Annotated in this window: 15 protein-coding genes; 12 read left to right on the forward strand and 3 right to left on the reverse strand. The window is 48.3% G+C overall.

Going from position 1 to position 20,266, the window contains the following annotated elements:
* The first annotated feature begins 200 nt into the window (after nucleotides 1–200).
* From ACGHM3_RS05180 to ACGHM3_RS05220, 9 genes are all read left to right on the forward strand, one after another.
* Nucleotides 201–1,124 (forward strand): Abi family protein, encoded by a 924-nt coding sequence (locus ACGHM3_RS05180; protein ID WP_345427668.1) that lies wholly within the window; start codon nucleotides 201–203, stop codon nucleotides 1,122–1,124.
* Nucleotides 1,125–1,160: 36 nt separating this feature from the next.
* A complete protein-coding gene (locus ACGHM3_RS05185; protein WP_345427667.1) occupies nucleotides 1,161–3,134 on the forward strand; it encodes a site-specific DNA-methyltransferase in 1,974 nt (657 codons plus the stop codon).
* Nucleotides 3,135–4,064, forward strand: a complete 930-nt coding sequence (locus tag ACGHM3_RS05190) for a DEAD/DEAH box helicase family protein (protein ID WP_345427666.1) — start codon at nucleotides 3,135–3,137, stop codon at nucleotides 4,062–4,064.
* Between the two features lie 106 nt (nucleotides 4,065–4,170).
* Complete coding sequence (gene istA, locus ACGHM3_RS05195) at nucleotides 4,171–5,658, forward strand: IS21 family transposase (protein ID WP_390517725.1); 1,488 nt, start codon at nucleotides 4,171–4,173, stop codon at nucleotides 5,656–5,658.
* Entirely contained in the window at nucleotides 5,655–6,419 is a 765-nt protein-coding gene (gene istB, locus ACGHM3_RS05200; RefSeq protein ID WP_390517726.1) for an IS21-like element helper ATPase IstB, read from the forward strand. The genes istA and istB overlap by 4 nt, the downstream gene beginning before the upstream one ends.
* A gap of 52 nt (nucleotides 6,420–6,471) precedes the next feature.
* Nucleotides 6,472–8,562 (forward strand): hypothetical protein, encoded by a 2,091-nt coding sequence (locus ACGHM3_RS05205; RefSeq protein ID WP_345421713.1) that lies wholly within the window; start codon nucleotides 6,472–6,474, stop codon nucleotides 8,560–8,562.
* Nucleotides 8,555–8,923: a hypothetical protein gene (locus tag ACGHM3_RS05210; RefSeq protein ID WP_345421710.1), complete on the forward strand. Its 369-nt coding sequence runs from the start codon at nucleotides 8,555–8,557 to the stop codon at nucleotides 8,921–8,923. Before ACGHM3_RS05205 ends, ACGHM3_RS05210 begins: the two co-directional genes overlap by 8 nt.
* A 22-nt stretch (nucleotides 8,924–8,945) precedes the next feature.
* Entirely contained in the window at nucleotides 8,946–11,990 is a 3,045-nt protein-coding gene (locus ACGHM3_RS05215; protein WP_345421707.1) for a TrlF family AAA-like ATPase, read from the forward strand.
* 194 nt (nucleotides 11,991–12,184) lie between these two features.
* Complete coding sequence (locus tag ACGHM3_RS05220) at nucleotides 12,185–12,643, forward strand: PDZ domain-containing protein (protein ID WP_345421704.1); 459 nt, start codon at nucleotides 12,185–12,187, stop codon at nucleotides 12,641–12,643.
* A gap of 155 nt (nucleotides 12,644–12,798) precedes the next feature.
* Here ACGHM3_RS05220 and ACGHM3_RS05225 read toward each other — a convergent pair whose 3' ends face one another.
* Nucleotides 12,799–14,262, reverse strand: a complete 1,464-nt coding sequence (locus ACGHM3_RS05225) for a YfjI family protein (RefSeq protein ID WP_345421701.1) — start codon at nucleotides 14,260–14,262, stop codon at nucleotides 12,799–12,801.
* A gap of 269 nt (nucleotides 14,263–14,531) precedes the next feature.
* On the opposite strand from ACGHM3_RS05225, the gene ACGHM3_RS05230 reads away from it, so the two are divergent.
* Complete coding sequence (locus ACGHM3_RS05230) at nucleotides 14,532–15,083, forward strand: recombinase family protein (RefSeq protein WP_345421698.1); 552 nt, start codon at nucleotides 14,532–14,534, stop codon at nucleotides 15,081–15,083.
* A gap of 188 nt (nucleotides 15,084–15,271) precedes the next feature.
* Nucleotides 15,272–16,009 carry a hypothetical protein gene (locus tag ACGHM3_RS05235; protein ID WP_345421695.1) on the forward strand — a complete coding sequence of 246 codons (738 nt, stop codon included), beginning with the start codon at nucleotides 15,272–15,274 and terminating at the stop codon, nucleotides 16,007–16,009.
* A gap of 168 nt (nucleotides 16,010–16,177) precedes the next feature.
* On the opposite strand, the gene ACGHM3_RS05240 is transcribed toward ACGHM3_RS05235, so the two are convergent.
* Together ACGHM3_RS05240 and ACGHM3_RS05245 are read right to left on the reverse strand one after the other, a co-directional pair.
* Complete coding sequence (locus tag ACGHM3_RS05240; RefSeq protein ID WP_345421693.1) at nucleotides 16,178–17,179, reverse strand: AraC family transcriptional regulator; 1,002 nt, start codon at nucleotides 17,177–17,179, stop codon at nucleotides 16,178–16,180.
* Between the two features lie 309 nt (nucleotides 17,180–17,488).
* Nucleotides 17,489–18,694: a glycosyltransferase family 4 protein gene (locus tag ACGHM3_RS05245; RefSeq protein WP_345421690.1), complete on the reverse strand. Its 1,206-nt coding sequence runs from the start codon at nucleotides 18,692–18,694 to the stop codon at nucleotides 17,489–17,491.
* A gap of 331 nt (nucleotides 18,695–19,025) precedes the next feature.
* On the opposite strand from ACGHM3_RS05245, the gene ACGHM3_RS05250 reads away from it, so the two are divergent.
* Nucleotides 19,026–20,195 carry a glycosyltransferase family 2 protein gene (locus tag ACGHM3_RS05250; protein WP_345421687.1) on the forward strand — a complete coding sequence of 390 codons (1,170 nt, stop codon included), beginning with the start codon at nucleotides 19,026–19,028 and terminating at the stop codon, nucleotides 20,193–20,195.
* Nucleotides 20,196–20,266: the final 71 nt, after the last annotated feature.

Consider the following 20,266-nt stretch of genomic DNA (forward strand, 5'->3'; position numbering starts at 1 on the left):
TGTCGGCTTTGTCGGTACCTTGTTTTGGCGTTTGGCAGTTTATTTCCCCCTGCAACTTACCCTTGCATTGGTAAAGCAAAACACTATACTAGGCTGCAACAACACCCCTCCCGCTTCCCGTAAGATCAGCGCACCGCGAGGGGTTACTCATTTCTGGGGGACTGAAAATTCAGCACCTCAGCTTCAAGAGGGGCATTAATATGGCTCCTCGATCGAAAGTCCCCTTCACAAAGCCCCCCAAGTCTTTTGCCGAGCAAGTGCAAAAATTGCAGGATCATGGCCTTCATGTTCCTGATTCAGCTAGTGCTGAGTTTTATCTGTCGCAACTTAACTACTACCGTTTCGCAGCGTATTGTTTGCCGTTTGAGCAGGATCACGAGACGCATCAGTTTATTGCGGGCACGTCCTTTGATGATGTGCTTAATGTTTACATCTTTGACCGCGAGTTAAGGCTCTTACTACTGGATGCGATTGAGCGTATTGAGGTGTCTCTACGTACGCAGATGGCGTATCACCTGAGTCACAACCATGCTACGGCACACCCGCATCTAAAGCCTGAGATCTTTTTCAATCCGGTTATCTACGGTGGGTCAATTTCGAAACTGTCGAATGATGTCAGAAACAGCAAAGAAGATTTTATTAAGCATCTGACCAGAAAATACGAAGAACTGTTACCGCCTATATGGGCTGTGGTCGAATTAATGACCATGGGGCAATTGTCCAAGTGGTTTTCCAATATAAACGCCCGCAGTGACCGTCAGGCAATTAGCCGGGTCTACGGGGTCGATGAAAAGATCATGACTTCCTACTGTGAGCATTTATCGTTAGTTAGAAACCATGCTGCCCATCACGCGCGCCTGTGGAATCGGGATTTTACCAAAACCATGATGCTGCCCCGGCGTGGCCCGACAGATCTCACTGCCAGCTTACAAGTATTGCCTGACACAGATCGCCGGCTAAGAAAGCTCTACAACACCTTGGTAATGACAGGTTACTTAATGGATGTTATCAACCCAGGCCATCACTGGAAGCAGCGGCTCAAAGATTTGATTGATAGCCACAATATCGATGTGAACAAAATGGGCTTCCCGGCGGACTGGAAAACCAAACCAATATGGCTGTAGTGCCCTATAGAGGCACATAGGCAGAAGTAAACGATTATGAGCGAAACAACTATGACGGACTTACCTGAAACCATGACGGGCGAAACCTTGGATATCGCCGAACAACGCCGCGCAGAACTAAAGCAGCTGTTCCCTGGCGTATTTACCGAAACCACCGGTGATAACGGTGAGGTGGTAGAAACTGTCGATTTTGAACGGCTCAAAGCCGAGCTGGGTAGCTTTACCGATGTCTACGAGGGGCGTCGTGAGCGTTATGGCATGGATTGGCCCGGCAAACGTGATTGCATGAAATTGATTCAGGAGCCCACTCGCGCCACGTTAAAGCCCTGCCGGGAGGAATCGGTTGATTTTGATAATACCAAAAACCTGTTTATTGAAGGGGATAACCTTGAGGTGTTGAAGCTTTTCCAGAAGAGCTATTACGGTAAGGTAAAGATGATCTATATCGACCCGCCGTATAACACTGGAAGGGAGTTTATATATCCTGATAACTATCAGGAGAGCCTAGAGACATATTTGGCGTATTCTGGCCAGGTCGATGATGATGGAAAGAAGTTTTCCACGAACACAGCTTCAGAAGGCCGATTCCATACTCGTTGGTTAAACATGATGTATCCCCGGCTCTACTTAGCTAGGAATTTATTGAGGGATGATGGGGCGGTATTTGTTTCAATTGATGACAACGAGCTAGAGAATTTACGCAGGGTCCTCGATGAGTTATTTGGTGAGGAAAACTTTATTGGAATGATATCCCGTGCGACAGGAACACGTATGGGAAGTGGTAGTAGGGGTATTGCAAGGGAATTAGATTACATCCTTGTATACTCAAAAACTGACGCATATCAGCTCTCTCGATTGCCAATGACGAAAGAAGAGGCGGCAATTTACAATGAGGAAGATGAGCGAGGTAGATATTTATTGCGGTCTTTGAGACGTACTGGGGGAGAGAATAGAAGAGAAGATAGGCCGAGTATGTTTTTTCCTGTTACGGCCCCAGATGGGACTGAGGTTCTGCCTCTTGCTCCTGAAGGCTGGGAGAGTCGTTGGGTATGTGGAAGAGATACATATGACCAGTTACTTCAATCCGATGATATTGTATGGAAGCAAGTTAATAAGAACGGCGAGCTGAAGTGGCAGGTTTATCAGAAAACATATATGAGTGAAGAAGGTCGAGAGTCCTCGGATTTATGGGCAAAAGAGGATGGTAATAAAAAAGCGACTAGAGAAGTAAATGCGCTTTTTGGTGGGACAAAGGTATTTGACCATCCTAAGCCTGTGGGGTTGATGAAGAAGATAATTCAGCTCGGCACTAATAAACTTGATGAGTCGATTGTTCTCGATTTTTTTGCGGGGTCGGGAAGCATGGGACATGCGGTCTATGAGAAGAATATTGAAGATGGTGGTAATCGAAGATTTATATTGGTGCAGCTTCCAGAGATGCTGTCTGAAGAAAGTCAGGGGAAGAAGTTAGGTTATGAAACCATCGCAGATATCAGTAAAGATAGGCTTAGGCGTTCGGCTGAATCGTTAGCTAATGGTAGTGAGGGGCAGCTTAATTTTGGGGTTTCCTCCCAGAATGACGGTGCATTCAAGGTTTGTAAATTAGGGCCATCAACCTTTCAAAAATGGCAGACCGCCTCCGAAATATCAAAAGAAAATCTTGAACAACAGTTGCAGTTACATGTTAATAATGTTGATGATTTGGCAACTCAGGAAGAGATTCTTTATGAGTTATTACTAAAGGCTGGATTCGAACTCACAGTACAAATAGATGAATTAGAAGTAGTTGGGAAAACAGTGTTTTCTGTAGCTGAAGGGGCATTAATGATCTGTTTGGAGGAAGAATTAACTGCGGGGTTTATAGATGCTGTTGCTGATTTAGAGCCAATGCAGTTTATCTGCCTTGATAAAGGCTTTAATGGCAATGACCAGCTTAAAGCCAACGCAGTACAGACCTTCAAGTCTCGCTCTCAGAACAGTGAGTCTGAATTTGTGTTTAAGGTGGTCTAAATGTCAGCGCCTAAACTCAAATTCGATGCCACGCTGGATTATCAGCAGGAGGCAATTAACTCGGTGCTGAGGCTGTTTGAAGAGCAGCCGCTGGCGCAGGAAACTTACTCCGTCTCGGTGGGACAGCAAACCGGCGGTAGTCAGCTGGCGATGGGGGGGGATGTGTTTAGCGATATCCCCGCCGTAGCCAACCAGTTGGTACTGACCGATGAGCAGTTATTGGCCAATTTAGGCAAGGTGCAGCAGGCTAATAATCTGCCTGCACAGACAGAACTATTAAAAACCAGTTTTACCCTTGAGGGCGATGACCTAACTCGCACCGTTCCCCACTTCTCTGTCGAGATGGAGACCGGCACCGGTAAAACCTATGTCTACCTGCGCTCAATTTTTGAGCTTAACAAGACCTACGGCTTCACCAAATTTATTATTGTTGTTCCCAGTGTGCCGATCCGTGAGGGCACAACCAAAAGTATCCAGATCATGCGGGAGCACTTTAAAGAGCTCTATGATCAAGTGCCCTTTGATGCCTTCGTCTACGACTCCAAGAAGCTGGGGCAGGTACGGCAGTTCTCCAGCGCCAATAAAATCCAGATTATGGTGATTAATATTCAGGCTTTTGAGAAAGAGCAGAATATTATCAACCGGGAGAATGACCGGCTCAGTGGTAACAAGCCGATTGATTTTATTCGTGCCACCAACCCCTTTGTTATTATCGATGAGCCCCAGTCAGTAGAGGGGGATACCAGTAAGGTACAGACCAAGCGTGCAGATGCTCTGCATAACCTCAACCCGCTGTGTACCTTGCGCTATTCCGCTACTCACAAGAACCCCTATAACCTGCTGTATAGTTTGGGGCCTATCGAAGCCTATGATATGCGTCTGGTTAAGCGCATTGAAGTGTGTTCGGCGACAATTAGGGTGACCGGTTGACGACAACTATCTTGGCCGGTTGGGTGTGACAATAGGTACTTTGTTTTCCACTTTGGAGCACAGAGTGCCGGGTCAACACATAACCAACCGACAAGAGGAGCTGTACATGCAGCATCGACAAGACGGCGCCAGCCAGGAAGTGGCGGCCGCTAAGGCAGGAATTTCCGTCCGCTCTGGACGACGCATCGAAAAATCAGGCGCACCTCGCATTCAAACCCAGAGAGATTGGCGCACACGCGAAGACCCGCTTAACGCGGTATGGAGTACCGAACTGGAGGTATTGCTTGAGCGGGAGCCGTCACTGACCGGCACGACCTTATTGGAATATCTGGAAGAGCATTACCCGGAACATTACGACCAGCGTGTTCTGCGTACCTTGCAGCGACGGGTCAAACAATGGAAAGCACTGAATGGCCCCGATCAGGATGTTATCTTCCGCCAGCAGGCGGCCATTGCACAGCAGGGTTTCTCTGACTTCACTCACCCTGACAGCCCGATCACTATCCAAGGGACGCCCTTAAAACACCTGCTGTATCAGTTCCGCCTGGCCTACAGCGGTTGGCGCTCGGTTACCGTGGTGCAGGGTGGAGAAAGCTATGCTGCTCTTGCTTGCGGGCTACAGCGAGCCTTGCAACAGGCCGGTGGCAGCCCGATTGAGCACCGCACCGACAGCTTAAGTGCAGCACGCAACAATCGACAAAATGTCTGGACCGACGCCTATGGCGAGTTATGTGCACACTATCGGATGCAGCCCACCCGCAATAACCTGGGGCAGTCACATGAAAACGGTGTGGTTGAGTGCGCCAACGGGTCGCTAAAACGTCGCCTGTCGCAGCAACTGAAGCTGCGCGGGCACCATGACTTTGACAGCATTGAGGCCTACCAAGCGTTCATTGATCAGGTGGCATCCAAACTCAATCGCCGCTCTCACTCGCGTTTTACTGAAGAGCAGCAGGCCTTACAGCCCTTACCTAGTCATGAGGCCGCCGATTACCAAACGCTGAATATCAAAGTCACACGCTCTTCGACCATAGAGGTCCGGCGCGTGGTCTACACCGTGCCCTCGCGGCTAATCGGTGAGCGCGTTCAGGTCAGGCTGCATCATGACCAGCTGGTGTTGCACATCGGGCAGCAGCAGGCACTAACGCTACCACGTATCTACCCTAAGCCAGGAGAGAGCCGTGCCCGCTGTATCAATTACAAGCACGTCATCCGCTCACTGGCGTCCAAACCTCAGGCGTTCCGCTACTCTCAGCTGCGCGATGATCTCTTGCCCGACGACAACTACCGCCAGCTTTGGCGTCATGCCGATCAGCAGCTGGAGGCTCGCGAGGCCTGTAAGTGGATCGTCACCGTACTCAGGCTAGCCTATGAATACGATGATGAGCAGGCGCTAGGGCAGGACTTGTTGGTTCACGCTAAAGCCGGCAAGTTCGCGACAATTACGGAGCTTCAGGCCCGCTACCTCACCAGCCATCAACCCACCTTGCAAGCCACCTCCACCCAGCATGAGCTGATTAGCTATGACGAGCTGCTGTCAACGATAACGGGCGATAGCCGGCTGCTAGATCTGGCGCAGGAGGTGGTGTTGTGAGCGATTCAGTCGCCCTGCTATTAAAAGAGCTGAAGCTGCCGGCCTTTGTTCGGCACTACCAGTCGCTGTGGGACACGGCTGTGGAGAAAAGCTGGTCCCACACCGACTACCTGGCGGCTCTATGTGAGTACGAGCTATCTGATCGTTATCAGCGCAGGACTCAAAAATGGATACGCGAAGCCAGGCTCGCAACCAGTAAAACCTTCACAGCCTTGGATAACAGCAGCTTGAGCAGACCCAATCAAGCGGTACTGGCCAAACTGCAACAAGATACAGACTGGGCGCACAACGCGGATAACGTCCTGCTGATTGGCCCCAGTGGTACCGGCAAAACCCACATAGCCAACGCTTTGGGTCACCGGCTTGTTGAGCAAGGAGTGCGCTGCAAGCTGTTTCCGGCCATCGCACTGGTTCAGCTCTTGCAGCAAGCCAAGCGGGATCTTGACCTGATGACGGCAGTGACCCGACTGGATAAATACCGGGTCATCATCATTGACGACATTGGCTATGTGAAGAAAACCGATGCTGAAACACATGTGCTGTTTGAGTTTATCGCCCATCGTTACGAAAGTGGCAGCCTGATCATCACCGCCAACCAGCCCTTCAGTGAATGGGATCAGATCTTCCCCGACAGCATGATGACAGTGGCAGCTGTCGATCGGCTAATACACCACGCGACAATTATCGAACTTGAGGGGGAAAGCTATCGAAAGCAGCACCAGTTAGCACAAGCAAAAAGCAGTAAAAGTAAAAGCACCTAACCGGCCATCATAGTTGTCGCGGGCCGGACAAGATAGTTGACGTCTAACAGAAGTGGCCAGCCTGCTGGAGGATCAGAGCTTTAACTCCACCTTTGTGGGTTTAAAGAAGGTCGATAACAAAAATGGTATCAAAGCCAGTTTGCAGATTAATGTGCAGGAAAAAGCAGGCCCCAAGAAAAAGTCACTAACTATCAAGCAGGGTGATGACCTATTCCTAAAGTCCAAAGAGCGGCAAGAGTATGAAAATGGCTGGGTTGTTTCTACCATCAGCTGTGAGCCAGGTATTGAGCATGTAGAGTTTGCCAACGGTCAGGTTGTCAGGCTCGGAGAAGAGTTGGGCGGTCTCGGCGATGAGCTAATGCGTGCCCAGGTGCATGAAACCGTCGAACAGCACTTAAAGAAAGAGCTGGCGGTGAAAGGCAAGGGCATCAAGGTGCTATCGCTGTTCTTTATCGACAAAGTTGCTAACTACCGTGTTTACGGTGATGACGGTTCTACCAGTCTCGGTAAAATTGGGCAGTGGTTCGAGGAGGCCTACAACGAGCTAACCCAGAAGCCCTTGTATAAGGGGTTGTTGAGTTTTCCGGTTGAGCAGGTGCACAACGGCTATTTCTCACAGGATAAAAAGGGCAAGCTGAAGGATACCTCCGGTAAAACCAAGGATGACGAGGATACCTATTCGCTAATCATGCAAAAGAAAGAAGAATTGCTGGATGTGGACGTTCCCCTGCGCTTTATCTTCTCTCATACAGCATTGCGTGAAGGTTGGGATAACCCCAACGTCTTCCAGATTTGTACCCTCAATGAAACCAAATCACAGGATAAGAAGCGCCAGGAGATTGGGCGCGGTCTGCGATTGCCGGTTAATCAGCAAGGCGAGCGGGTTCGTGACGATAGTGTTAATCGCCTAACGGTTATCGCCAACGAGTCCTATGAGGACTTTGCCAATCAGCTACAAACCGAATATGAAGACGATTACGGTATCGGTTTTGGTCAGGTAGATATCACCGCTTTCGCCACTCTGGCAAGCCCCGAAGAGCAGCAATATGTTGCTATCGGTCAAGAAGCGTCAAAAGCGATAGTCGATTCTTTGAAAGAAAATGACTATTTGAACGATGAAGGGCGAGTCACCGATAAATTTGACCCTAAAAATCCACATTTTGTGCTGGAGCTTCCCGATGAGTGGGCACATATGCGTGCCCAGGTGGTGGATGAGCTCAACAAGTACGTATTTAAAAATCGTGTGGTCAATGTTCGAGAGCGTCGCACCCTGCAGCTGCGCAAGAATATCACTTTAGACCCGGTCTTCAGTGAACTGTGGAACAAGATATGCCAGCGTACCCGTTACCGGGTTCAGTTCGATACCGATGAGCTGATTAAGGCGACGGCAGCGGCCATAGCCGCAATGCCAGCCATTCACCGTACACGTATCACTACAGCTTTGTATCGACAGGAGGTATCCAAAGCAGGCATAGAGGGGGAGCAGATTTCGGGTGGAGTTCGCGAAGTCATTCAGGCCCCAGAGTTACCAGATTTGCTGGCTTATTTGCAGAACAATACCGAGTTAACCCGTTCCACACTGGTAGAAATACTAAAGGCATCAGGTCGATTGAAAGACTTTATCGAGAACCCCCAAGTGTTTATCAATCAGGTAACGGAGTGCATTCAGTCCCAGCTGCACCACGTTACAGTACAGGGCATTGAATACGAGAAGATCGGCGGGCTCTGCTACGAAATGCACCAGCTGGAACAAGAGGCCGATCGGGGCATAACCCGCTATATGAACAACCTCTATGCAGTGTCTAATCAGGACAAAACACTTTACGACCATGTGGAGTTTGACTCCGAGGTCGAAAAGCAGTTTGCCATCGCCTGCGATAGCGATGATCGTATTAAGTTTTATTGTAAGCTCCCCCAGCAGTTTAAAGTCGATACACCTGTCGGCCCCTATAACCCGGACTGGGCGCTAGTCACCGAGGGCGAGGAGAAGCTCTACCTGATCCGCGAAACAAAAAGCACTCGCAACAAGCAGGATCTCCGGGAGTCAGAGCAAGACAAGATCGCCTGCGGCGAAAAACACTTCGAGGCCATTGGTGTCGACTACGATGTGGTCACTAACCTAAATGAGGCGCTCAATGGCTAAGATGATTAAGGCTGAAGATTATATTGGTGAATATGTTAAGGGTGTGACCCTTGAAACCTGCCGTGATCCGCACAAGAGCAGGCCACGGGTAAAGGCTGTTGATCACTTTGTTGATGATATCCGTGTCGAGTTTCCAAGAAAACTGAGAGAGCTGTTTCCTATAGGTACTCAGTATATGGCTACGGTAAAAGTCTGCCAGAAGCACAGTGCTGATGGTAAACCATCAGGTAAGCCGTATCTCAGCGCTTCAGATATAGGGCTAATACCAGAGAGTGTGCCTGATCAGGGGTTAATAGCGCAGGTTAAGGCTGGCAGTGTTAGCGGCTTAGCCTATGAGTATCATTTTGAGAGCACATTTTAACAATTAGAAAGGTGTAATGGATATGTCTGTAAAGGAATACCGAGAAGGTGCGGAATGGAGGCGTTGGGACCTTCATATTCATACGCCTGGCACGAACAAAAATGACAAGTTTACGGGGAAAGATTTAGACGAAAAATGGGCTAAATATTGCACAGACATTAATGCCTATAAAGGTGAAATTTCAGTTGTTGGTATCACAGATTACTGGTCGATAGAGAATTATTTCGTTTTTAAGGAAAAGCTTAGGTCAGGTGTGATAAGTAAGAATATCGATTATGTGATTCCTAATGTTGAGATGAGGGTGACTCCCATAACGGGTAGTGGTAAGCCTGTTAATATTCACTGTCTTTTTAATCCTGCAATAGATTCTGAACTTGAGGATAGATTTTTTCAAAAGCTAACGATATCTCAAGGTAGGGAATTCTCAGCTACCAGAAGTGATATGGTGAATTTTGGCCGAGAGCTATCCGGCGACAATAAAATGGATGCTGAGCAAGCATATAAGCATGGCATCGATAACTTGGTTGTTGAGTGGAGAACTTTAGAAGTACTGTTTAAAAAGGATGAAGATTTAAGACGTAATACCGTTATTGTTGTCTCAAATAAATCTACTGATGGTGCTTCAGGTGTAGTTCAGCATAAAGACTTTTTTACCGACGATAAGCTATCACAGCTAGAGTCGCATAGGCGTGGCATTTATAAAATGTCAGATGCAATATTTTCTTCAAGGCCAAAGGATGCAGAATTCTTCTACGGCCACTCCGATGACTACCTCCGACTTTGTGGTAGACCTAAGCCGTGTTTTCACGGCTCTGATGCGCATGACAATAAAAAACTATTTGAACCTGATGAACAGAGATATTGTTGGGTAAAATCTGATCCTACTTTTGAAGGTTTGTTGCAAACTTTGAATGAGCCAATGGATCGAGTGTTTATTGGCTTGGAGCCACCGGCGCTTAAAATATTTGAAGAAAACAAAACTAAGTACATTAAGGCAATTACAATAGATTCTGTTCAGGGCTATAAGCAAGAGCAGGGTGTTTGGTTTGATGGTGTTCGGCTCTCGTTTAATAAGCAGCTTGTAGCAATTATTGGTAACAAGGGGTCTGGTAAGAGCGCGGTCGCGGATATTTTGGCGTTGTGTGGTGAAGCTTCTACGCCACTGGAGTTCCTAACGCCAAAGAAGTTCAAGAAAAATGGCCTAGCATCCAAGTTTACGGCTTCAATGTATTGGGATGATGGCACTGAATCAACCAAAGGGCTTGCAGAAGAAGTTAATGCATCAGTTCAGGAGCGTGTTAAATATCTCTCGCAAAATAATTTCGAATCTCTTTGTTCGGAAATTGATCAAATAGAGGGCTTTAGGACAGAGCTAGAAAATGTTGTCTTTTCTCATATACCTGTAGCGCAGCGTTACGGGTGTACAACCTTTGATGGTCTAGTTGATCATTTAAAGGGTAATAGCCTTAACGAAGTGATGGCGATCAAGGCTAAGTTACAGCAGGTGAATGAAAGAATAGCCGCGCTGGAGATGCAGAGAAACCAAAAGTATATCGATAATCTAAATAGCCAGTTGGAGATAAAAAATAAGGAGCTTGATGCCCATGACAGTATTGTTCCTGAAGAAATAGAGAATCCGAATAAGAGCGAGAAAAGTACTGAGCAGTCTGAGCAAAGCAAAAAGGCTGATTCGCTTCAGGCAGAAATTGAGCAAGTAGAGAATAAAATTGCTGAAGCTGAAGCAGAGAAACTTACAGTGTCAATTGCTTTGCAAAAGCTGAGGCAGATTAAAGTTACTGTTGAAGGGCTTGAAAAGTCGGTAGGGGAGCAGAGGCAATCTATTACTGATGAGTTGCTTCCTTACAGTATCTCTATTGATGATGTTGTTGGCTTCACGGTTAGCTACGACAAAATTGATCAGGAAATAGCCTCTAATGTGGGTAAAGACAAAAAGTTGTCAGTAGAGCTTGATGGTGATGGCACCCAGCAGAATACTGGCTTGCGAGGTACTCTGAAGTCTCTAACCCAGGAAAGAGCAAAAATACTGAACGACCTTGGTGCACCCGAAAAACGCTATCAGAAATATCTGGCAGATCTAGCTGAGTGGAAATCAAAGCGGAGGGCAATTGAAGGTGACAAAAGTGACCCTGCAACATTGGAGGGGCTGAAATCTTCGTTGGCCTATATTGCTGATGGTCTACAGGGCGATATAGACAAGTTTAGAGCTGAGCGTGTCGGATACGTTAAAGAGATATTTGCAGTAAAATCTAAACTGGTTGAGGTGTACCAGAACATAAAGGCGTCGATTGATGAATCACTCAACGAAAATCACGACCTACTGGGAAAGTATGATGTAGCTATAAAATCTTGTTTCGAATTCGATGAAAGCTTTATGCGCCAGTTTCAGGGGTATATTTCTCAGAATGTTAAAGGGAGCTTTTATGGTAAGGAGGCAGGCCAGATGAAGCTCAGGGGCCTTCTGGAATCTGTTGATCTAGGTGACCCTGAAAACCTTATTGTGTTCTTCGGCACGTTGATTGATCATCTGGAAAAAGACTATCGAGACATTACCAAAAAGCCTGTCCGATACATTGATGATCAAGTTCAAGATCTTACAGCGTTTTACAACTATCTATATTCATTGGATTACTTGACCGAGGCATATAGCCTAGAGATGGGCGGTAAGCAATTACAGCAACTTTCGCCTGGTGAAAAAGGTGCGTTGTTACTGATATTTTACTTACTTCTGGATAAGGACAATAAGCCGCTAATTATTGACCAGCCGGAAGATAACCTTGATAACCAAAGCGTATCTCGGATTCTCGTTCCCTTTATAAAAAAGGCGAAGTTGAGAAGGCAGATTTTCATGGTTACGCATAATCCAAATCTAGCTGTGGTTGCAGATGCGGAGCAGGTTATTCATGTGAATATTGAAAAGGACAAAGATAATCGAGTAACGGTTAATCCAGGTGCGATTGAAAGCCCTGAGGTGAATCGAGCTATTGTAGATATACTCGAAGGAACGATGCCTGCATTCAGGCAGCGTGATAACAAGTACATGAATTGATCAGTCTGATTTTAACTACTTGAGATCACCATTTTCCTAATAGATAGAGTTGTCAGTTCTGTATTACCCCAGGTGTTAGTGCTCTAAACAATGAGCTTTGGCTGTGGGGTAACTCCCAGAACTAACCCTTTACTTGCAAAATCATTTTTTTCGGTAGTTTAGAAGCCTTCTAGCAATAGCTTTTGGAGGCTGAAATGATAAAAATGATTTTTCCCCTGTTGGCGATATTGACCCTGCAGGCATGTACCGTGACTAAGAGTCAGCAGTTAGTAAATTACGCCGGTGAGATCAGCGAGTGTAAGTCTACTGTTGAGGGACTGCCTGCCTTTGACCCTGGGGCACATATCACCGCCAATCGGAATCTGCGTATTGTCTGTGAAAGTCGCGCTAAAACGGGATGGTATCCTGCCGAGAATGCAGGACGAGTGGTAATCACTACTATTCAGGCTGGTGAACGAGTGGTCGTGCAGTCGGTGGGTGAATCAGTGGTTAGCGTTCGTGCGCAGGATATCATTCTTAGTATTGATGGCGAGGCAGTGAATAATGCTGAGGAGGCTAAAAAGTACCTTTTCGGTAAGGTTGGATCACCGGTAAATATTACGGTGTTGCGGGATAATAAAGCGGTTATAGTCACTGAGCATCGGTCAAAATAATCGCGGTTGGCATTTAAGAAATAGTAGAACGTGCAATCTAGGTGCCGACAAAACCGACATGGCTACGGGTAGTAAAGATAATGTCGGTGTTGTCGGTATAGCGATTGCGTTCTTGTCAGATCCCACTGCTGCCCCCCCCCCATAGTAACTCTGGATTAATCTTCCAATATGGCTGGGTTTTTATAATAGTATTTACCTATCAGGTGTAGGTGGTGATGCTGGCATAGCTGCGATAGGGCATTCGCTCTGGCTTCAGAGGTTCTCAGACCAGACCAATCTTTATTCCGAATATCGCTGGCCGTGAACGGGTTGGGAAGTTTGGCCAGTTTGCTGCTTAGTGATCTGGCTTCGTAGAGTGGATCGTCTAATAGGCCATATACGCGCCTAGCATGACTCTCCAGGTACTTGCACCAAGCGACCGCCATTGCTGCTGATTGCTCGCTTATCTCAGTAGCCTCTTGGTTCTCCACTAATTGGATGATTAGCGCTAGGCTTGGCATGAGGCTCGGGTATTTATTCAGGTGGGCCTCTATATGTTCATTATGACAATCGATTCGACATCGCTCCATCAGTTTGATGTACCACCCATCAAAAACCCATTGCGCTTCTTCTGAGAATCGAAGAGCTGGTATTTCATCATCGCTGTCTGGTAGCATCGCAAGTCGATTGAATACACCTTCGGCTCGGATTTTGGCTTCTGCATCTGGGGCTCGATCAACATGTTTGAATGGAGGCGGATCAGGCCAGACCATTAGTTGCAATCGTTGTATCAGGCCGTCGTCCCCAGTTCCATCATGTAAGGCTTCAATGTATCCTCGTAGTTTACCCGGTTGAATACCACCCAGCAGCGATAGGGTAATACTTGGGATGTGTACAGTGCCCCGGCCTATACGGTCGAAGGTGAAATCACCAGAACCATTAAATGCTTCGAGATAAAAGGCCCTCTCTTGTGCTTTATCCTCTCTGTCTAGCATTTTTAGCAAGCCCGTTAGTTCATCCCTGAAGAATAATATCCCCATTGGGTTTTCTGACAGTATTTCACCGAGTTTTTCAACAGTCACATCATTGATTAGAAATCGCTTTATAGTTGGCGGCGTTGTATCGATAACAGATAGGAAAGACAGGCGGGCATCATCGATATCCCCCTTTTTTACTTTGGAACGGGCCTCTTTATTCGCTAGGTCTTTTTGAATTTTGGCTATTTCGACATCAGCTTCGTAATATCGGCATTCTGATTCAAAATCAAGGTTTGCTTCCTTTGCTAGCTGTTTAATAGGTTTGATAGCTTCGGAAAGCGATGGGGTTTTCTTGGCTGAAGGTCTACCTATAACAGCACCCCAGAGGTTTGGTATAACTAGCCAGTCATCAAACCTCTTGGGGTGCACTCCAATTTTTCTTCCTATAAGAGAGGCTAGACAACATACAGTTCCAATCGCTACGTAATCAGGTTGCTGTCCATCCATACGCTCAGCGATGTCGAGTACCCAGTCCCTAATAGCTTCTGGCAATAGATTTATATCGAATTTTTCAACTGGAAATAACTCAGTCGTTAAAGGTAGTGGCTTTTGCCATACGATATAGGCGTTGCCGATATGTAATTGGTGTTTGGTTGTTGTCATCTCTACTTCAATCTCTCTGTGGGCTCGAATTGAAGAGAATCTTAATATCGGCTGGCTAATCAAATGGTTCTTGAAACTTAGAAAAAGGGAGGGTAAAAGAAACTTTTACATAACAATTTTATTATTTTGGCATGAGATGGTCGTATCAAAACGTATGCTGGTCGAGACGCCTGGGGTGAGACGGTATTCTCGTCTCAATAGGGTTTGGAGTTGCAAATTTATACGGTGCGGTAATATCTCTAGACATTTTGAGACGTTTGGAGATTTTTATGGCTGTATATGGATACGCGAGAGTCAGCTCAGTTGGCCAGAGTTTAGAAATTCAACAAGAAGCATTGGCAAGAGCTGGGTGCTCTGTAATTAGATCGGAAAAGGTGTCCGGTACCTCCAGGCAAGGCCGGGAAGAATTGGAGAGGTTGCTCGAATTCGTTACCGAAGGGGATATTCTAGTTGTTACGCGCATCGATAGGCTCGCACGTAGTATGCGCGACTTACAGGATATTTTTCACGAGCTTAAATCGCGTGGTGCTTGTCTTCGAGCTACTGAACAATCGATTGATACCAGTTCACCGGAAGGCAAAGCATTTGCCGATATTTTAGGGGTTTTCTCCGAGTTTGAGACTGCACTGAGAAAGGAGCGTCAGATGGAAGGGATCGCTAAGGCGAAAGCTGAAGGCAGGTACTTAGGCCGCAAGGCGACAGCCAGGGCTAAATCTGAGCAGGTTTTGAATATGCGACAAGAAGGTATTGGTCCGACAGCGATAGCTCGGCAATTGGGAATAAGCAGAGCTTCTGTGTACCGAATTATTGGAAAAAAATGATTTTTACCTACATGGTATGTCCTGTTTTGACAGCGATGAGCCATGTAGGTGTCAGTTTATCTGTTATCGCTGTCGTGACGTGACGCTGTAACGATAAGACGCTGCAATCGCTTTTTGAAAGGCAGTTCTCCACAGATAGCTTGCAGTTTTGGTCTCGTTGCTATGATCACTATTTTGTTGAGGTGATCATGACAGAATGGTTTAACGCTAAAATATCTGCTTTTGGCCTGCTGCCTGAAGTTACTATCGAATACCGACTTCACCAGACTGCGCTTCACGAATATTGTATTATTCGGGAGTTGCAGCCTGATTCCATCGCTTCCAGTATTATCGCTGTCTTTGTCGATATACCGTGGCAGTCACAAACCCGGCTCCGGCGCAGGGTATATGTTTGTCAGTTCCATCAAAATTCTTCCAGCCGTTCTCAGGCTGTTCTCTATCCGGTGTTTCAGGGGGAAGAGATTGCCGGTGTGCGGTTGCTGCCTGTTCCCCCGAATATTCAGAAGCTTCTTGAGCTCCCCATTGACCAAACAAGTCATCCTCAAGCCTCAGAAAATACTTCTTTTAGGGCTGTTGATATTCCTTCTATTGGGCACATACCGGGTGGTAGTTACTCAATTGCTGAGGCGAAAAATGATTTTTTCTGTTGGAGTATTTTGTTGGTTGACTCGTCGAATGGCTTGGAATGGCAAGAGTCGCTATGGGCAATATTCAATGAGTTGCGTGAATCTGCTCTTAAGAAATTCAACATTCAGAGCGAGCGTTGGCGCATGGCTGTAGCTGACGGCTCAGAGAATAGTATTTTTGAAATTCGGCCGGTTTGGAAGGATGGGGCGTTAGTTCTCTTAGAGCGGCACTCACTGCCATCTGAGATTGAGCGTTGGATTGATGAGAAGGTCGAACTGTTCGAAGTCGCTGAGTTATAGCCTGGTGTTGTAGGGGGAGTGAGGAATTAATAAAGTATAGAAAGAGTGGCCTTGGGGCAACCCAGGCTAATAAAACCGACTTTTTTGGTATCCATAAATGGCGCCTATAGTGTTGCTGTAGCAGCCCGGGCCGCCGCAAAAGCGCGCATTGTACAGAGATTAGCCGGGCTAAGCACCTGCCGGCTGTGCCCTTACCTTGGGGAGCACCTTGAGAGTGGCTTCGGGGTTGGTTTTGAGCGTGGTCTTTAGCGTGGACTCGGTGGCGATGGGTGATTTAGGGCTTAAGGTGGTACCTAAGCCATGGGCTTGCTGGTAGCGCTGAACGTATTTGCCAAGCATGGAATCGCTCTGCGCCCGACGCTGCAAGGCGGCCAGGGTATCTTGGCCCAGTTTAACTTCCAGGAAGGGCGGGTGCAGAAACTCCGATGAGGGCGGCACGCCAAACACATCGCTAAAGCAGCGCGAGAAATGCGCCGTGCTGGAAAACCCCGTGCTCAGAGCCGCCTGGGTAACCGAATAGCCCAACGTGATGTACAGCAGGCCGACGTGCACTCGGAAATGAATGCGGAAGCGGGTAAGGGGAATGCCCATTTGTTGGCGAAACAGCTTTACCAACCGGGACTCGGACATATTCAGGCTTTTGGCCAAATCGGCATTCACCAAGTTTTCGCGAATATTATCTTCAATACAGGCTTTAACCGATTCGATGCGTGGGTCGATGCGTTGGAAGCGGGTTTGCTTTAAATGCTTGGCAATGATGAGGTCGTCGAGCACCTGGGCGGTGTCATCGGTGGCTAGGTCTTCGTCAAAAACACGGTTGAGCTGCCGGATGATTTCGGTTTCGTTCTGGTGATTAAAATAATCGCCGTTGACCTCAAGCTGCATTTGGGAGCGCGTGGCGTAAAAATCCTGGGCGAGGGAGTTGAGGTGGCAGATGGCCAGCCGGCTCCAGTGGTTGGTTACGCTCATTTGTGGAATTTTAGCGCCAGCGCGCAGCAAACTGGTGCGGCAATGGACATCGGGGTGATTGGGGAAACTGCGGGTAATGTGCCCGTCCAGGCAGACGATCAGTTGATCGGAACCGGCGACAAAATCTTTGGCTTGCACTAATTGCGGGGTTAAGTACAGCGCTCTGTTGCGCCACAGGTACATTCGAGAAAAGCTGGCCATGGAATTGCTCCTTGTGCACCAGGCACCAGGCACCAGGCACCAGGCACCAGCGCCAAGCCACGCTCGCACCTTTGGTTTGGTGTCGATATTTATTGTTGTGTGGCGGAGATTCGTTTTAAACGAACGTTAAATCATAAACTAACTGGCGGTTATTTTGTGGCCTTGCTCAGTGACCATATCGACCAACTTCGGTGGCAAATACAGTGCCGAGCTGGATTCGAGTCAAGTAGGGAGTTGCGGGGAAAGAACTAGAGAGACAGAAAATCCAGGCAAGGGCGCCGGCCACGGATCGCAGCCGGCATAATGCTGCTAGCGCTGCACCTGTTGTTCAAAGGCCTGTTTTAAATTGGCAGCCAAACCGTTGACATCGTGCATGGCTTCTACCCGGCGGCGGCCTTCTTCACCCATGGCTTTGAGCTGCTCTGGGCTGGTGCTGAGTAAGTCATCCAGTGTTTGGGTTAATCGCTCCACCGAGCCGGCAGGGGTGACCCAACCGCAGGTTTCGTCGATCAGTTCGGGAATGCCGGCAATGTAGGTGGCCATCACCGGCCGTGCGCGGGCAAAAGATTCCATAAACACAATGGGTAGGCCCTCGGCAAAGCTGGGCAATATCAGCGCCCGGCTAGCCCCGACAATATCACTGACCTGGGCATTGGTTTGCCAGCCGCGTAAATCGAAGTGTTTCTCTAGCCCCAAGGTTTTAATTTTGGATTCCAGTTTAGGGCGCATTTCGCCGTCACCAACAATAACGATTTTGACCTCGGGGTGTTTATCCACAATGGGAGCAATGGCATCCGGCAGCAGCATTTGGCCTTTTAAGCCGGACATCCTGGCCACGCACACCAGCTGGTAATTGTTTTCAAAGCTGTGATCTGAAGGCGTGAATTCCTCGGTGGCGATGCCGCAGCGCATCACTTTTATTTTGTCCCAGTTATCGAAGTTGCTGTAGCGTACCAATTGCGATTTACAAAAATCGGTAATGGCCACCACAAACGCCGCGTGCTCAATCTTTAACGCTGTGCTGTTGTGAACCGGCGCGTCCAATTCATCCGGGCCATGCACGGTAAAGCTGTAACTTGGGCCGCCAAGGGCGTGGCTGAGCATGGCCACGGCGGCGGTGTTGGTGGAGTAGTGGGCGTGCAAATGGTCAATGCTCTGTGCGCGGTAGGCTTGGTAGAGGCAGCAGGCTTCGCCTAGGTAAGCCGCATGGTGTACCAGCTGGCCCTTGGCATTGCCAATTAATTTGGCCATAAGCTTCAGTGCCCGCCAAAAGGCCTTGGGGTTTTCGGTCAGGGTTTTGGCGGTATTGCGCAGCACCCCCTTGGTGTTGCCAGTCAGCAGATACTGAGTGTTCGCCTGCTCTTCGATGTCTGCGGGGTCTACCAGTTGGTCGGTCCATTTGCGAATAGCGAAGCGGGAAATATTAACCCCAAGTTTTTCCAGCGCGCGAATTTCACGGCGAATAAAGGTGGCGCTGGTCACTGGGTAGATATTGCTCAGATAGGCGATTTTCATAGTGTGGGGGGCATACTCGATTTAAAGGTAAATTCTTAGCCGTAGGGCAATACCGGGATTGTGAACCGCATTTAAGCAGCTTTTGGGCAAAATGGGTTGCTCCATTGCTGAATTTGAGGGTTTAGTCTGGCCTTACGGGTTGCGAATAAGTATAACTGTTGCGCCGCCTGCGTGGCGGGTGGGCCGGCGCATTTTCAGTGCTTGTTATCGACCAGCGGTCGGATTGCCACCAAATAGGCTAGCGGTCAGGCTGGCGATACAGGGTTTACGCCTATTATTGGAAGCAGCGCCCCAAGTGTTTGTTTTACCAAATTAACGATAAGGAAATTCGATGATTGTAATAGCGCTGTGTTGGGTGGTTGTCTTGGTGGTATCCATCCCCCTAGCGATGTTTGTGGTGGAGTGTGTTGCCTCAGTATTTTACCGCCATCGTCACGTGCCGCCACAGGATGTGATTGCTGCCGTGTTGATCCCCGCCCACAACGAAGAATCCGGCCTGGCTGCAACCATTGCTGCCCTAACGCCGCAGTTGGGCGAAGACGACGTTATTGTGGTGGTGGCCGATAACTGCACCGATGGTACCGCTGACATTGCCCGCCAAGCGGGTTGCGTGGTTTTGGAGCGGGCCGACGCCAGCAACCGTGGTAAAGGCTTTGCGTTGGCCTACGGGATTGATCATCTGCGTGAATGCCCACCCCAGGTGGTTGTGATAGTGGACGCTGATTGCGAAGTGCTGCCGGGCACTTTGGCGCAACTGAAGGCAGCCGCGGTGGAATGTGATTACCCCATCCAGGCCAATTACCTGTTAAAAGCACCACCGGGCGCGTCTTTACCCATTAAAGTGTCTGAGTTCGCTGTACTGGTAAAAAATGCGGTGCGTTGCCGAGGTGCCTCGGTGCTGAGCATACCCGTGCCATTGCTGGGCTCCGGTATGGCGTTTCCCTGGGCCGATATTGCCGATGTTTCCATTGCCTCGGGTGAAATTGTCGAAGATATGAAATTGGGTATTGAACTGGCCTGCGAAGAAAAGGGTGCGTTGTATCTTGACCACGCCCGGGTAGAAAGCCGATTACCCAGCACCAAGGAGGCCTTGGCCAAACAGCGAGAGCGCTGGGAACACGGCCACCTGGGCATGATACAAAAGTTCTCCCCGCCGGTGCTGAAGGCAGCTTGGAAACTGAAATCTCTGCCTTTGGTGGGTTTCTTTTTAGACCTCATTATTCCGCCGCTGTCACTTTTGTTGGTATTCACCGTAGCAGTGTTTTTAGCCTTTGTCGGTTTGGGGCTGTTAGTGGATGTAGGTTCTGCCATTTACTTAGTGAGTTTTATGTTCTGCGCCGTGGTGGCAACCGTGCTGGCAGTTTGGTGGGCCCAGGGACGGGATATTTTGGCTCCCAAAGAGTTAGCCGCCATGCCGCTTTATGTGTTGTCAAAATTCGGTATTTACACCGGGTTTATGAAGCGCAAGCAGACCGAGTGGCAGAGAACGGATCGAGATTAATACCTAAGTAAATAGGCCTGGCGCAGAGGGCTGACTCCGTCTGCGCCGGCCAAACATCCTCAACCAAGCTC

The sequence above is a fragment of the Halioxenophilus aromaticivorans genome, from assembly GCF_042850945.1.
Lineage (GTDB): Bacteria > Pseudomonadota > Gammaproteobacteria > Pseudomonadales > Cellvibrionaceae > Halioxenophilus > Halioxenophilus aromaticivorans.

Bases quoted from the DNA above. Each gene is read 5' to 3' on its own strand.
- ACGHM3_RS05225 (WP_345421701.1), bottom strand. From the start codon at position 14,262: ATGACAACAACCAAACACCAATTACATATCGGCAACGCCTATATCGTA.
- ACGHM3_RS05220 (WP_345421704.1), top strand. From the start codon at position 12,185: ATGATAAAAATGATTTTTCCCCTGTTGGCGATATTGACCCTGCAGGCA.
- ACGHM3_RS05180 (WP_345427668.1), top strand. From the start codon at position 201: ATGGCTCCTCGATCGAAAGTCCCCTTCACAAAGCCCCCCAAGTCTTTT.
- istA (WP_390517725.1), top strand. From the start codon at position 4,171: ATGCAGCATCGACAAGACGGCGCCAGCCAGGAAGTGGCGGCCGCTAAG.
- ACGHM3_RS05250 (WP_345421687.1), top strand. From the start codon at position 19,026: ATGATTGTAATAGCGCTGTGTTGGGTGGTTGTCTTGGTGGTATCCATC.
- ACGHM3_RS05210 (WP_345421710.1), top strand. From the start codon at position 8,555: ATGGCTAAGATGATTAAGGCTGAAGATTATATTGGTGAATATGTTAAG.
- ACGHM3_RS05190 (WP_345427666.1), top strand. From the start codon at position 3,135: ATGTCAGCGCCTAAACTCAAATTCGATGCCACGCTGGATTATCAGCAG.
- ACGHM3_RS05235 (WP_345421695.1), top strand. From the start codon at position 15,272: ATGACAGAATGGTTTAACGCTAAAATATCTGCTTTTGGCCTGCTGCCT.
- ACGHM3_RS05245 (WP_345421690.1), bottom strand. From the start codon at position 18,694: ATGAAAATCGCCTATCTGAGCAATATCTACCCAGTGACCAGCGCCACC.
- ACGHM3_RS05185 (WP_345427667.1), top strand. From the start codon at position 1,161: ATGAGCGAAACAACTATGACGGACTTACCTGAAACCATGACGGGCGAA.
- ACGHM3_RS05215 (WP_345421707.1), top strand. From the start codon at position 8,946: ATGTCTGTAAAGGAATACCGAGAAGGTGCGGAATGGAGGCGTTGGGAC.
- ACGHM3_RS05240 (WP_345421693.1), bottom strand. From the start codon at position 17,179: ATGGCCAGCTTTTCTCGAATGTACCTGTGGCGCAACAGAGCGCTGTAC.
- ACGHM3_RS05230 (WP_345421698.1), top strand. From the start codon at position 14,532: ATGGCTGTATATGGATACGCGAGAGTCAGCTCAGTTGGCCAGAGTTTA.